Below are 13734 nucleotides of genomic sequence, written 5' to 3' on the forward strand. Positions count from 1 at the left end.
CTTAAGCGTTTTGACCGACCGTTTCATCTTCAATGCCGAGTTCTTCTTTAATCCATTCGTATCCTTCTTGCTCTAAACGTTCTGCAAGTTCAGCACCACCTGATTTTACAATACGACCTTGCATAACGACATGAACGAAGTCAGGTTTAATATAGTTTAATAAGCGTTGGTAGTGGGTAATAATTAAGCAACCTAAGCCTGTTTCTTCACGTACTTTATTCACTGCATCTGAAACGATCTTTAATGCATCGATATCGAGTCCTGAGTCAATCTCATCAAGAATGGCAATTCCTGGTTTTAACATCATTAATTGCAGAATCTCGTTTCGCTTTTTCTCTCCACCTGAGAAACCTTCATTTAAGTATCGTTGAGCCATATTTTGGTCAATTTCTAAATCGTCTAATGCGCCGTCCATTTCTTTAATAAATTTCATTAAAGAAATTTCATTGCCTTCTTCACGACGTGCGTTAATAGAAGAACGTAAAAAGTCAGATGTTGTAACTCCGCTAATTTCGCTTGGATATTGCATAGCCAAAAACAGTCCTGCACGCGCTCTTTCATCTACTTCCATTTCTAATACGTCTTCGCCATTTAAAGTAATGGAACCTTTCGTAACTTCAAATTTCGGGTGGCCCATAATTGCTGCTGCAAGCGTAGACTTCCCAGTTCCATTCGGTCCCATGATTGCGTGAAATTCACCACTTTTTATTGTAAGGGTAATCCCCTTTAATATCTCATTACCTTCAATTGAAACATGAAGATCCTTTATTTCTAATGTAAACTCTGCCATATTGATACCTCCACATACTGTAGTGTATTTTATTTGGTTTTCTAACCAATTATCAATTTATTCTCAGTACAATCTTATCTGATTGCATTCAATTTATCAAATATAACGGATAATTAAGTATCTATTTATATAGTTTTTTGAATAAATACCTTTATAAAAGATTTGTTTGTTATTTCCAAATACATTCTCATTTAAAGCCCCCTTATTAATAATTGTTCTAATTTAACAATAAACTAAAAGTGATAATTTGTAAAATAATTTTAGGTTAAAAAATGCTGATCCCATTTAAAAGGAATCAGCATCTTCATCATCTTAGTTTACAGGTACAACAGCACCTTCATAATTTTCAAGTATAAAGTTTTGAATTTCTTCGGAGTGTAGTACTTCAACCAATGTTTTTAATGCTTCGTTATTTTCATCTTCCGTTTTAACAGCAATGACGTTAACGTATGGTGAATCATCTTCTTCTCTATATATAGAATCATTCTGCGGATCAAGACCAGCACCAATTGCATAGTTTGTGTTAATTACGACTAGTGCATTTTCTTCAGTTTCATATATTTCAGGTAAAAATGCAGGCTCATAATCTGGTGTGAACGTTAAATCTTTTGAATTTTCTTCAATATCATCAATCGTTGCTTTATCTACATCAACATCGTCTGCTAACTTAATTAACCCTGCTTCTTGAAATAAGCCCAAAATACGACCATGATCAGAAACTGAATTACTCAAAATAACTTCTGTCCCTTCAGGAATATCTTCAATATCTGTAATTGATTTTGAATAAATTCCTATCGGTTCGATATGAATACCACCAATATGTGTTAATTCATACCCTGTATCAGCAACTGTTTGCTCTAAATAAGGGATATGCTGAAAGTAGTTAGCATCTAATTCACCACTTGCTAAATCATCATTCGGTAAAACATAGTCTTCATAAGGTTCTATTTCAAGTGTAATCCCTTTTTCAGCCAAAATTGGAGCAGCTTCTTCTAAAATTTCCGCATGTGGAACACTTGATGCTCCAACTTTAATTGTTACTTCTTCTTGTTCTGTATCTGTGTCATCATTTGCTTCTTCATTCGTATTGTCTGTATTTCCGCCACCACAAGCTGCTAATACTAAAATAAGTAGTACGGAAAATAATGTTAGTAATCTCTTCATTTTATAAAAATCTCCTTTATCTTTTGTCTAATTTTTTTGAAGTAAAGTCTCCGATAAATTGAAAAATAAAAACGATAAGTACGATTATTACTGAACAAATAAATACAATATCAAAGGCTCTACGCTGGAATCCTGCATAATATGCGTAACTTCCAAGGCCACCCGCACCAATTGCACCTGCCATTGCCGTATAACCAATAAGCGCAATTGCGGTAACAGTTATTCCTGAAATTAAAGCAGGCATTGATTCAGGAAGTAGAACTTTAAAAATGATAGATCGTGTACTTGCTCCCATAGATTGCGCAGCCTCAATAACACCTTTATCGATTTCCTTTAAAGCAATCTCTACTAACCTACCATAGAACGGAGCGGCACCAATAATTAAAGCTGGTAAAGCTGCATTCGGTCCTCTAATTGTTCCAATTAAAAAATACGTAAATGGAAAGAGTAGAAGTATCAAGATAATAAATGGAATGGCACGAAACACATTTACTATTGTTGCTGTGATGAAGTTAATGACTTTATTTTCCCAAAGCCCATCTTTAGCGGTTAAATATAATAGTAATCCGAGTAATACACCTATGATAAATGTTCCAGTTAACGCTATTAACGTCATATAAAACGTTTCATACGTCGCTGTTATTAGTTTGTCCCAATCAATATTATCAAAATTAAGTGTCATCTCGAATCACCTCCACTTCAACCGAGGCTTCTTTAATAAAGTTAATCGCTTTTTCAATTTCAGCTGTATTTCCTACCATTTGAACAATTAAGGTACCTAACATACCATTTTGTGTTTGCGTAATTTTTCCTTGGATAATATTTGTATCAACGGAAAACTTTTTCGATACTTCACTAATTAAAGCTTCATTTGCAAAAGCACCTAAAAAGTTGAGGCGTAATACTTTTCCACGTTTCTCTACATTATTGAGAATGTCCGCAACACTTTCTTCTACGTCTGGATTTGCCATTACTTGTTCGACAAATTTTTTCGTAACAGGTTGTTCTGGGTTCGAGAACACATCTAGAACATTACCAGTTTCTACGATCTTCCCTTTCTCCATAACTGCAACCCGATCACATATTTTCCGAATCACATGCATTTCATGGGTAATTAAAATAATCGTGAGGCCAAGTTTTTTATTTATATCAACTAGCAAATCAAGAATTGAATTAGTAGTTTCGGGATCAAGTGCTGATGTAGCTTCGTCGCAGAGGAGAACTTTCGGATCGTTAGCAAGCGCACGCGCGATTCCTACACGTTGTTTTTGTCCTCCGCTTAGTTGGGAAGGATAGGCTTTTTCTCTTCCGGTTAGCCCGACCAAATCGATCAGCTCTTGAACCTTCTTTGTCTGTTCTGTTTTTGGAACACCTGCTATTTCTAGTGGAAAAGCAATATTTTCCTCCGTCGTTCGTGACCATAAAAGATTAAAATGTTGAAAAATCATCCCGATTTCTTGTCGAGCTTGTCTTAAATTTTTGCCTTTTAGTTTAGTCATTTCTTTTCCATCAATAATAACGGATCCATCCGAAGGCTCTTCCAAACGATTTAGTAGCCGTACTAATGTACTTTTCCCTGCACCACTATACCCTATTACCCCAAAGATTTCGCCTTCTTTAATTTCTAGTGATAAGGAATCTACTGCTGTAATCGGGCTTTTATCTAATGTAAAAACTTTCTTTAAATTTTGTATCGATATCATGATTTGCCCTCCTTTAACATCGTTGGTTTGGGAAACTATGAAATTCGCATAACATTAGATTCATACTCTAATGCCATCCTGTTTACTCTTTCAGATACAATTAAAAAAGTCTTCCTGTAAGAGAACAGAAAGACTTAACAATCTATCTTCACGTTCTCTCATCTATCAAAGCATCTGCTTTGCAGGATTTAGCACCTTTCAATTTTGGAAGTAAAATTGAAGGTTGCCGCGAATTCATAGGGCCAGTCCCTCCATCGCTCTTCATAAGAGTTAAGATGTATTCCTTTTTATTGATAACAATAAACAATATAGCATTATATCTGTTTTTATGTCAAGTAATACGTTTAATCTTGTCGAAAGAGCTCTGGTGCATATGTCCATACATAATGATATATATTTGCAACGGAAAAGAATGTATACACTTTTTCTTTAACTTTATCGTCCTTCATAACGAACAAGCAAGGTACACTTTCCACCTTATATTTCTGCATAAATTCTGGGTACAATGATGCGTTCATCTCATAAAAAATATCTTGCTGATGTGTCTTTTCGATTTTTTCTAAAAATGAACGCGCTACATGACATGTTCCACAAAAAGGGGTATGAATGTATAATAAATAGTCACTTTTTTGTTCTAATTGTTCTGCGGTTATTTCTTGCAAAAGAATCACCAATTTCCTTATAACATCAAATACAATGGATCTATTTTAAAATTATGTTTTACCAATTCATGAGCAATAATATTCAAAGGAGTTAGTTCAACTTGTTGATAATCATCCGGAATATACATTTGAATGGAATTGGGTAGTTCAGCAGTTAATTGCTTCCTTAACCTTATTCCAGGTTCATCTGCATCAACAAAAATATATACGTCACGATTATCTAGATCAAATTCATCTAACATTTCATCAAACTTTTCCACACCAAATGTTCCGTGTGTACAAATGATATCGATTTCCTCTCTGATTATTTTCTGAACATGTATCTTATCGGATAAACCTTCTACGATAATAACTTTCTTATCATTTAAAATACCCAATGCTTCTCCCCCAATTTCAAGGTAGCCATCATTGAAAGCCAGAAGCCTCTAAAAACTACATGCACCCTTATGGTAGGGTGCAAGTAATATTATTCCTATTTAGAAATATAGGCATTATATTCTTCAGAGGAAAGCAGGTCTTCTAGTTCTTCATCATCGGACGGTTCAACAACAATCATCCAAGCTTGTTCATAAGGAGATTCATTAACATACTCTGGATTATCTTCCAAACCTTCATTAACTTCTACAACTGTCCCGCTTATTGGTGCATACAATTCTGAAACTGTTTTTACAGACTCAACACTTCCAAACGGCTCATTCACTTCAATTGTATCGCCCACCTCTGGAAGTTCAACAAAAACGATATCACCTAATTCATCTTGAGCAAAGTCAGTAATTCCAATTCTAACATCGCTTCCTTCTCTTCTAACCCATTCATGCTCCTTCGAATAAAGTAAATCTGTCGGTAAACTCATCCCAATCCCTCCTAATTATTTTACTGACCAATTGGCTTCGTAATCTTCTTCTTTAAAACCAACTGTTACCTTGTCACCATCTGTTACAATCGGACGTTTAATCAACATCCCATTCGATGCGAGATAGCCTACCATCTCTTCGATAGTCGCATCTTTAATTTTATCTTTCATATTTTCTTCTCGATATACTTTCCCACTCGTATTGAAAAATCGCTTTGCAGGGAGCTCACTTTTTTCAATCAAATCAAGTAGCTCTTGCTCATTCGGTGGGTTCTCCACTATATGTATTAAATTATATGTACGATCATGGTCGTCTAACCACTTTTTCGCCTTTTTACAAGATCCGCAATTCGGATACCAATACATTGTAAGTGTCATGGTTTACCTCCATTAATATAGGATTTACGACGATTATACCAAAGTATTCAATTTAAAAACAATATTGTGTTCATTCTCTTGTCGATTCAGCGAATGGTCCCGGGATTCAGCGATTTAATCGGTGATTCAGCGATAATGACACTCAATTCAGCGAGTCTTGCTATAATTCAGCGAATATCTAAATATTTCAACGCTGCTACCCGATTCAGCGAATTAGTCCCAGGATTCAGCGATAATGACATTCAATTCAGCGAGTCTTGCTATAATTCGGCGAATATCTAAATAATTCAGCGCTGCTACCCGATTCAGCGAAGTGGTCCCAGGATTCAGCGATTTAATCGATATTTCAGCGATAATGACACTCAATTCAGCGAGTCTTGCTATAATTCGGCGAATATCTAAATAATTCAGCGCAGCAAACCGATTCAGCGAAGTGGTCCCGGGATTCAGCGATTTAATCGTGATTCAGCGAACTACGAAATAATTCAGCTTTTCCTCTCATAAATTATTTTGTCAGGTATTACTTCACTATTGAGTATATATTTTCTACCATTTGTAGTTCCTAAATAATCAAAGCCTGATTTTAGCATAAGTCTTTTCATAATATGAGGGGAGTCTATTTGTAAAAAATCTCTTAACTCTTTATTTTTAGCTTTATTACTTATTAGCAATGAATAATCTTGAATTGCATGTAGAAAAGAGTTTGTGGAAGTAAATTTACATTTCGGACAAAACATTTTTGAACGGTGCCATATCATGGGGTGGTATGAACAATTGTCGCAAATTACACCTTTAATTAGCTGCTTTTTTTGGACATTATACGCGGATAAAATATCCTTATCTTCAGGAGTGTGTTCTGCTATTAATTGCTTAGCGATTAGATCGATGTCATCCATTGAAATGACTTGATCGTGCTTATCAGCTAAAGCATTAATTTTAAAGCTTAGTTGATTGCTATGGATAACTTCTTTTGGAATTTGTTGCTGAGTGATTGGCTTAATAATTGTGCTAGGGAAACTAATAACGACCATACAATAAATGGGAATATTGTTTATACCTTTTAGTTGAAGCCACTTTTGAAGTCTATGACGTTGGAGGTATGCTTGAGGAATTGGATTTTGAAATCCTTCTTCTGTACCATCTTCTCTCACCCGAATAACCTGACCATTTTCACCAAATAGTATTGTACCTCGCCAGTTTTTTATTTCTATTATCAGAATGAAATATGGTGAAAGGGTTAATGTGTCAATTTGAAAAAAACCTTGTTCATCCGGAATTCTTATTGAAAGCAAAAAGTGAAAAAGCTTTTGATCCAAGAATTGAAGATAGAAATCAACTGCCTCTTCACCTCGTCTTTCCGCTAATTTCTTTTGTAAATCATTATGCACACGAGCTTCTTCAAAATGATCCTTATACATTCTCCCATCCAATGCAAGCAGCTTTTTTAATATCATACTTACTTCTCGATCCTTTAGAATCATGCTATCCCTACTTTTTTCTTTAGATTACGATAAAACATATTTTTCTGCAAATAGACAAAATTCATTTTTTATACTCCAATAATAGGTGAAAACGCCATTTTAATTATTAGAAAACTGCACTTTAGAGTACTTTACTCACATGGAAAATTAATTTTAGCATTTATTATATATTTTTATCAGCAGGGAACTTGATTCAGCGAATTTTTCCCGGGATTCAGCGGAATTAATCGATAATTCAGCGATAACGACACTCGATTCAGCGAGTTTCATTATAATTCAGCGAATAACCAAATAATTCAGCGCAGCAAACCGATTCAGCGATATCTACGAGAATTCAGCGTTACTTTAAATAAAAATAACCCCCAAGTATCGGGGGGCACAAATTTAGAAAAAACTATAGCTAAAAATTAAATCACTTTAATTGTTCAACAAGTTTGTCATACACACTCATATCTGTAAAGGTACGTAATGGATAATAACTTTTATTCGGTAACAAATTTTTAATATCAGGTAACAGCCGTTCATGACAAATAATTAAGTCAGCTGATTCAGGAATCTCACTCATCGAAGAGTTTTCAACAGAAATATACATACTTGCTTGTTGCAACTTCTTTCTAAGCATTGCTGCCCCCATTGCACTTGATCCAATACCTGCTTCACACACAAAATAAATTTCCTTTATATTTGTAAACGGATCAACAATCTCTTTTACTGTATTTCGATTTTCTGTCCATTTAGTTTGAACATTTTTAGTCTTTTTTCTATCAGGTAATTGCTCATTTTTAGACAATTTATAAAATTCAACAATTGTTTCTTTTGTATCTTCTACTGTTGGGGTTTCGGATACGGTTCTTAATAATAAAATACTCACTATAAATGACATAAATGTTGAAAATAATACACCTAAAAAAACAAAAATCATATCTTCCTTTGGAGCTAATCCAATTAGAAGAAAAATACTGCCTGGAGATGAAATAGAAACAAGTCCAACATCAAACCATTGGAATGTAATTACACCGACCACCCCACCTAAAATAAGCGCGATAACTAATCTAGGCTTCATTAAAACATAAGGAAAATAAACTTCATGTATTCCACCTAAAAAATGAATGGATGTGGCAATTTTTGCACCTTTTCGCTGCTCCGCTATTGTTCGTATCCAGTAAGCAAGTAAAATCCCTAAACCTGGACCGGGATTTGATTCTAATAAGAAAAAAATAGATTTACCAATTTCATTCGCTTGCTGAATACCAAGAGGAGCTAACATACCGAAATTAATAATATTATTAAAAAAGAGTACTTTTGCAGGTTCAATAATGATTGCCGCAAGAGGAAGTGAACTAGAGTATATGATATATTCTAGCAAATCTGTACCGATCTCTATGACGTTCGAAAACATCTTACCAACATAAAGATAGCTTAAAAGTGTAAAAATAACTGCGACCAAAGCCGCTAGTAAGTTACCAATTAATAGTTCATAACCTACACCGGGAAGTTTTTTAATTATTATTTTATCGATTTTCTTAATGAACCAACCTGCAATTGGTCCAACAATCATTGCACCAAGAATTACAGGTAAAGAACTAGATAGCGTTAACCCAAATACTGCAATGGCCGCAACTGCAGCGCCTCGTTGACCGCCAATAATTTTACCCCCGGTATATCCAATTAATACTGGCAATAATGACAGGATCGACAATTTCAATAATTGTCTCGTTATACCACCAACCATAATCACCAAAAATGGCTCGAATAATACCTATTGCAACTATGATGACGATATTTTGATACACCATTGCACTCAATAATTGAGCAATCTTTCTCATTGGTTTTGTAACTCCTTTACAGAGTGAGTTATTTTAAATTCGAAAGCTTTTGTAAGAACTTGTTCTAGTAAAGCTTTCACACTATCTTCATTACCTGAAGTTATTTCCTCCACAAAAGAGTTATCGATAAAGGAAGCAGGTATTTCACTAATCAATTCCATATGTTCAAGTGATGCATCGGATGGGACAACTAACAATAGAATCGTCTGAATATCTAGCATATTTCCATCGTCACTTTTCCAAGGAATAGAATGCCTCGTACGAAAAACGGCAACAATTGGACAAGTTACTCCTGCAGATTTAGTATGAATCATTGCAAGTCCATTTAACACAAAACCCCCTAACTCTTCTCGTTTCTTTAAATCTTTCGTTACGAGACGATGATCGACTATATCATTCACACCATTTAATAAGGTAACGACACTTGTAATAATATCAGAACTTACTACTACATTATTAAAAAACTTAAAATTTTTCAGTATTTGTACTAATCCTTCCCCATAAGTTGCAAGAGAAAGTAATGAAGGGATTTCTATTGAATTTTTATTTTGAAAAACAGGTGACCTTTCTATCTTTATATGCTCCTGACTTATCACTGTATTTCTAATTTTAGCAATATCTTCTTTCTTTAAGAAAGGACTCACTACTACCATTTTTTCTTTTCCCACATATGGCAAATTAACCGTAGATATAATTATATCTATTTCATGATCATCTTTTAACCAATCGGAAAGTTCGTTTACTGAAACTACTGCTTCTATTTCAATACTCGTAATCTCTGAACGAATTTTTGTCGATAAATACATTGAAGTACCAAGACCACTTGCACATACAACGATTGCTTTATATTTTTCCTTCAATCCTTCTTCAATTCGGAGTAAGGATGCACCTATATGCATTGCTAAGTAACCAACCTCGTCTTTTGGAATTTCATATCCAGTTTTTTCAGTTAAAAACTCACAAGCTTTTGCACAAGCTGTAAAAACTGCTGGATACTGTTCCTTTATTCTTTCTAACATTGGATTATGAATTTGTAAACCATATTTTAATCGATTAAAGACAGGAACAAAATGTGATACTAATCCCTCAAATAAAAGTTGATCTCCCTCAAAAGATTCATCTAAATAAAACTCGACAGAGCGAATAAAACTTTGGGTTAGTTCTATCCAGGTAAACTCTTCATTTTGGTCTGTTAACCTATCTTGTTTTTTAGTAACTTTAGCGCCGGCTAAATGTAAAGATATATATTTGACTTCAATTTCAGGAAATGTTAACAATGAAACTTGTTCTAAGCGTTTTACTATTTTTTTTGCAAGAGAAAGGGTTTCATAATCAAATGGTTCCCATTTATCTAAGTTCGTATTTTCAATAACTTTCCCACTTTGAATTCGCTCCATTGCCAGCATGATATGAATCATTAAGTTTACATAATTTCTATCCGTTAGTATGAATTCCGGTTGTTCATTCAAAATATCATTCAAAACACGATCTACATCTAGTATTTTATCAGTTTGCACAAACTTTAGTAATCGATTTCTAATGACTGATCCTAATTTTCCATACATTGATTCGACAGTTTTCTTTTCATGAAATAATTCGAGCCAATCTTCAAAAGTAATATCTTTGTGGAGTAGACGAGATAATAGTGTTCTCCGTTGTTGCTCCGATGCATTAATATAAACACCTACACCCGGCTCTCTGTGAACCATAACTCCATCTGCTTCCAACCAGTTACGGATTTTATCTAAGTCAAAGGCGATTGTAGCTATAGATACATCATATTTTTTACTGAAAAACTCTTGTTTTAACGGAGTATTTGCAAGTAAAAGATCATAAGTGATTCCTTCCTGCCGTTCTTCCGGAGTATAAGTAGACATTATTTTCGCTTTTTTGATTTGAGCTTTTAGTCTTTTTATATTTTCTTCCGACCCTTGCAATATAAGTCCAGAACCAAGTTTTCGGGTAACCACAATATCTAGTTGAGCAAGAGTTGTTGTCAGTGATTTAATTTCTCGTTGAATCGTTCGAGTGCTTAACTTAAAGAAATCGGCTAGTTGTTTATAGGTAACTGGTTTATTACTATTTAATAAAGTACGCAACAATTCCTTTTGTCGTGAACTTAAAACAATAGATGTCTCCAACCTTTTCCCCCCTTAAATAGGTTTGCTACCACGTTTTAGTGTCATCAATAATTTACAATTAGCATATTAAATAAAATCTAACGATTTGACGCGTGATCAAATGAAAAGATATCTTTCAGCTTAACATAAAGATCCTTATAAATTTCGTAACCTTCTCGATATCTTTTTACATTTGCATGATTCACTAACGTTTCTTCACCTTTTTCAAAAAAATCCGGAAAATCACTAGGACTATTCCATATACCTACTCCTAGTCCCGCTAATAATGAAGCACCAAAAGCCGGACCTTCTCTTTCTTTAAATACAGTGACTTTTCGTCCAAATATGTCTGCTAAAATTTGTCGCCAAATAAGACTTTTACTTGCGCCACCGGTGACATATAATGTGTCTATTGTAACATTATATTGTTTTATTAATTCATAAGAATCTTTTAAACTATAAGACACCCCTTCAATCACAGCCTTAGTGAAATGATCACGAGTATGATTATAACTCATTCCAAAGAAAACTCCTCTTGCATGGGGATCGTTATGTGGCGTACGCTCTCCGTTCAGATATGGAAGATAGATTAACCCTTCAGACCCTGCTTCAATTTTATGAGTATCTTCAAGTAACTCATCATACGTACATTGTGAAAAAGTACTCTTGAACCAATTTAATGACATACCTGCTGATAATGTGACCCCCATTGCATGCCAAGTATTAGGAAGACAATGACAGAATAAATGTAATGTATCTAACGCGCTATCTTCTTTAATTGGAGGCAACTTCTTTAGTGGAGCGAAAACAGTTCCAGATGTACCTACACTTACTACACCAGAACCTTCTTCATATATACCGTTTCCGAGTGCGGCTGCTGCATTATCACCGGCTCCCGCGATTACTGGAGTTCCCTCTAGTAATCCTGTAGTTTTTGCTGCTCGTTTATCAATTTTCCCAACGACCGTATTACTTTCATGTACTTTTGGTAACCATACAAAGGGAATATCTAGTGCCTCTAATCCCGAATTATTCATAGAAATAAACTATTGCTTATTTAAAGGGTAAAATCTAAAAATACGTAGGTATTTTTGATTGTTTTTTTGTAAAGAGCTATTTTGAATGGTTATTTTTATAATTATATCCATATTTAACCATTTTCTCGTTAAAAAAGGGTATACGTATCCCGTTGTGCAAAAGATAACTTTTTTTATCTTTCGGAAATACTGTGAATCGCTAAGAAAATACTGGTAGTTGTTGGATTCGATTCAGCGTACTGAAAAATGCATCCTTATATAGCGAACTACTAGACAACTTGAACGTTACATATCGCCCAGATCGGATAACTTTCCCAGCAATTTTGAGCAAACATATACGGATGGTTTGGATGTGATGCTTTTTCATTTTCTTTGGCATGCAGATGCGGCGCAGACCATTATTCAAATTGTAAGCCAAGATTGCAATTTGTAGCTTATTTGCATTGATTTCAAATTCCGTGCTGTTCATCTTGCCGAAGGCAAAACCAAATTTTCCTTCTTTGATGTAGTTTTCCATTGTGCCACGTTTGGCGTAAAATCCCACTGTATCCTGCGGGGTATCTTCTAACGTTGTCACAATGAAAGTTGGAATAAAAAGTAATTGGTCGACTGGCTTTTCCAATTTCAGCATGACTTTCCTGTCTTTGTCCCAACTACCTGCCTTATATGCAAATTCACGGTAGTATTCATGGTAGCCTTCATGGATATCAATTTCTGCCATGATTTCGTTCTCGATTTCTCCGGCGATCCGTTGCAAACGTTGATTGGCTTTTAAACGGATAACATAATCGATGCCCAGTTTTTCACAAAGTTTGTATAGCTCGGGGGTGGCAAACCCGCTATCCCCACGAATGATGATCTTTATGTCTGGATATTTTTTTCTTAATCGTTTCAGTTCTGGTCCTACGAAGGAAACGACTTGTCTTGACGTGTAGACACTTCCACAACGTAGGGCAGCTTTAAGGCAGTCTCCTGTTTCACCTTCAAACATAAAAATAGGATGGTAGCCATTTTCTCCATAATGGGAATTAAAGGCACTGCCATACTGATCGCCATAAGTTGGTGAGTTAGATGAATCAATATCCAACACTAAAATTTCAGGTGTCTCCAGTTCATGAAAACGATCGATTATAGTTCGATTAACTTCCTGAAATTGCTTCATTGTGTCCTTGTTCAAATGCTTATTTACCCTGGACATAGTAGGTTGAGAGGCAAGTTCAGATTTATTTAAAATAGTCGTTAAAGCTGGATCGTGTCTTAAATAATCTGCATGGTTGTCCGCGTGATAACCAGCAGAATTTTGATAGATTTTTTGTATAATAACATCGTGATTTTCATGTGTGCGATGGATTACATCATCTTTAATGTGTACCATCTCTTCAATGGCACGACTTAAACCGATAGCATCATCAAATTCTTTATACAGTAAAATTCCAGCATCACCTGTCAAATCACCACCATCAAAATTTAGCTTCACACGTTTATTGAAATTCATGGATTTTTCGTTTACACTATTCATAGAGGGAGCCCCCTTGGTATTTTGGTTTAGTCGCCTATTATATTACCAAAAGTTGGGCTCCTTTTCATGTTTTTTCATTCACCTTTTGGGTGATGTTATTTTTTCTTCGAAACGGCTGATATAACTGGATTAATCGTGGTCGCAACATTAAGCTATGAATAATTCAGGTTAGTAATAGTATAAGCTATATGCATCATTTAG

Annotated in this window: 14 protein-coding genes and 1 riboswitch; all 14 genes read right to left on the reverse strand. The window is 34.8% G+C overall.

Annotated features, from left to right (window positions below):
• Window position 1 precedes the first annotated feature (1 nt).
• The 14 genes from sufC to ACPYKA_RS05090 all read right to left on the reverse strand — a co-directional run bounded on the left by sufC (window position 2) and on the right by ACPYKA_RS05090 (window position 13533).
• On the reverse strand, window positions 2–790 hold the full coding sequence (gene sufC, locus ACPYKA_RS05025) for a Fe-S cluster assembly ATPase SufC (protein WP_479541292.1): 789 nt from the start codon (window positions 788–790) through the stop codon (window positions 2–4).
• A gap of 312 nt (window positions 791–1102) precedes the next feature.
• Window positions 1103–1954: a MetQ/NlpA family ABC transporter substrate-binding protein gene (locus ACPYKA_RS05030; RefSeq protein ID WP_479541293.1), complete on the reverse strand. Its 852-nt coding sequence runs from the start codon at window positions 1952–1954 to the stop codon at window positions 1103–1105.
• Window positions 1955–1970: 16 nt separating this feature from the next.
• A complete protein-coding gene (locus ACPYKA_RS05035) occupies window positions 1971–2636 on the reverse strand; it encodes a methionine ABC transporter permease (RefSeq protein ID WP_479541294.1) in 666 nt (221 codons plus the stop codon).
• Window positions 2626–3657 (reverse strand): methionine ABC transporter ATP-binding protein, encoded by a 1032-nt coding sequence (locus tag ACPYKA_RS05040; protein WP_479541295.1) that lies wholly within the window; start codon window positions 3655–3657, stop codon window positions 2626–2628. Before ACPYKA_RS05040 ends, ACPYKA_RS05035 begins: the two co-directional genes overlap by 11 nt.
• Before the next feature lie 155 nt (window positions 3658–3812).
• A riboswitch (SAM riboswitch) is annotated at window positions 3813–3927 on the reverse strand.
• A gap of 74 nt (window positions 3928–4001) precedes the next feature.
• Complete coding sequence (locus ACPYKA_RS05045) at window positions 4002–4319, reverse strand: thioredoxin family protein (RefSeq protein ID WP_479541296.1); 318 nt, start codon at window positions 4317–4319, stop codon at window positions 4002–4004.
• 17 nt (window positions 4320–4336) lie between these two features.
• Entirely contained in the window at window positions 4337–4696 is a 360-nt protein-coding gene (locus ACPYKA_RS05050; protein ID WP_479541297.1) for a toprim domain-containing protein, read from the reverse strand.
• Between the two features lie 95 nt (window positions 4697–4791).
• Window positions 4792–5172 (reverse strand): glycine cleavage system protein GcvH, encoded by a 381-nt coding sequence (gene gcvH, locus ACPYKA_RS05055; RefSeq protein ID WP_479541298.1) that lies wholly within the window; start codon window positions 5170–5172, stop codon window positions 4792–4794.
• A 15-nt stretch (window positions 5173–5187) separates the two neighbouring features.
• Window positions 5188–5550: an arsenate reductase family protein gene (locus ACPYKA_RS05060; RefSeq protein ID WP_479541299.1), complete on the reverse strand. Its 363-nt coding sequence runs from the start codon at window positions 5548–5550 to the stop codon at window positions 5188–5190.
• A gap of 485 nt (window positions 5551–6035) precedes the next feature.
• A complete protein-coding gene (locus tag ACPYKA_RS05065; RefSeq protein ID WP_479541300.1) occupies window positions 6036–7004 on the reverse strand; it encodes a nuclease-related domain-containing protein in 969 nt (322 codons plus the stop codon).
• A 439-nt stretch (window positions 7005–7443) separates the two neighbouring features.
• Window positions 7444–8736 carry a PTS transporter subunit EIIC gene (locus ACPYKA_RS05070; protein WP_479541301.1) on the reverse strand — a complete coding sequence of 431 codons (1293 nt, stop codon included), beginning with the start codon at window positions 8734–8736 and terminating at the stop codon, window positions 7444–7446.
• A complete protein-coding gene (locus ACPYKA_RS05075) occupies window positions 8681–8857 on the reverse strand; it encodes a hypothetical protein (protein WP_479541302.1) in 177 nt (58 codons plus the stop codon). Before ACPYKA_RS05075 ends, ACPYKA_RS05070 begins: the two co-directional genes overlap by 56 nt.
• On the reverse strand, window positions 8854–10998 hold the full coding sequence (locus tag ACPYKA_RS05080; RefSeq protein ID WP_479541303.1) for a BglG family transcription antiterminator: 2145 nt from the start codon (window positions 10996–10998) through the stop codon (window positions 8854–8856). The genes ACPYKA_RS05075 and ACPYKA_RS05080 overlap by 4 nt, the downstream gene beginning before the upstream one ends.
• Before the next feature lie 77 nt (window positions 10999–11075).
• Window positions 11076–12014 (reverse strand): FGGY-family carbohydrate kinase, encoded by a 939-nt coding sequence (locus tag ACPYKA_RS05085; RefSeq protein WP_479541304.1) that lies wholly within the window; start codon window positions 12012–12014, stop codon window positions 11076–11078.
• 199 nt (window positions 12015–12213) lie between these two features.
• A complete protein-coding gene (locus tag ACPYKA_RS05090; RefSeq protein ID WP_479541305.1) occupies window positions 12214–13533 on the reverse strand; it encodes an IS1380 family transposase in 1320 nt (439 codons plus the stop codon).
• Between the last annotated feature and the right edge of the window lie 201 nt (window positions 13534–13734).

This window comes from Pseudogracilibacillus amylolyticus (SeqCode), assembly GCF_051918545.1.
GTDB lineage: Bacteria > Bacillota > Bacilli > Bacillales > Amphibacillaceae > Pseudogracilibacillus.

Coding starts and splice junctions, on each gene's coding strand:
- ACPYKA_RS05035 (WP_479541294.1), bottom strand. CDS start 2,636: ATGACACTTAATTTTGATAATATTGATTGGGACAAACTAATAACAGCG.
- ACPYKA_RS05090 (WP_479541305.1), bottom strand. CDS start 13,533: ATGAATAGTGTAAACGAAAAATCCATGAATTTCAATAAACGTGTGAAG.
- ACPYKA_RS05030 (WP_479541293.1), bottom strand. CDS start 1,954: ATGAAGAGATTACTAACATTATTTTCCGTACTACTTATTTTAGTATTA.
- ACPYKA_RS05060 (WP_479541299.1), bottom strand. CDS start 5,550: ATGACACTTACAATGTATTGGTATCCGAATTGCGGATCTTGTAAAAAG.
- gcvH (WP_479541298.1), bottom strand. CDS start 5,172: ATGAGTTTACCGACAGATTTACTTTATTCGAAGGAGCATGAATGGGTT.
- ACPYKA_RS05075 (WP_479541302.1), bottom strand. CDS start 8,857: ATGAGAAAGATTGCTCAATTATTGAGTGCAATGGTGTATCAAAATATC.
- sufC (WP_479541292.1), bottom strand. CDS start 790: ATGGCAGAGTTTACATTAGAAATAAAGGATCTTCATGTTTCAATTGAA.
- ACPYKA_RS05085 (WP_479541304.1), bottom strand. CDS start 12,014: ATGAATAATTCGGGATTAGAGGCACTAGATATTCCCTTTGTATGGTTA.
- ACPYKA_RS05040 (WP_479541295.1), bottom strand. CDS start 3,657: ATGATATCGATACAAAATTTAAAGAAAGTTTTTACATTAGATAAAAGC.
- ACPYKA_RS05065 (WP_479541300.1), bottom strand. CDS start 7,004: ATGATATTAAAAAAGCTGCTTGCATTGGATGGGAGAATGTATAAGGAT.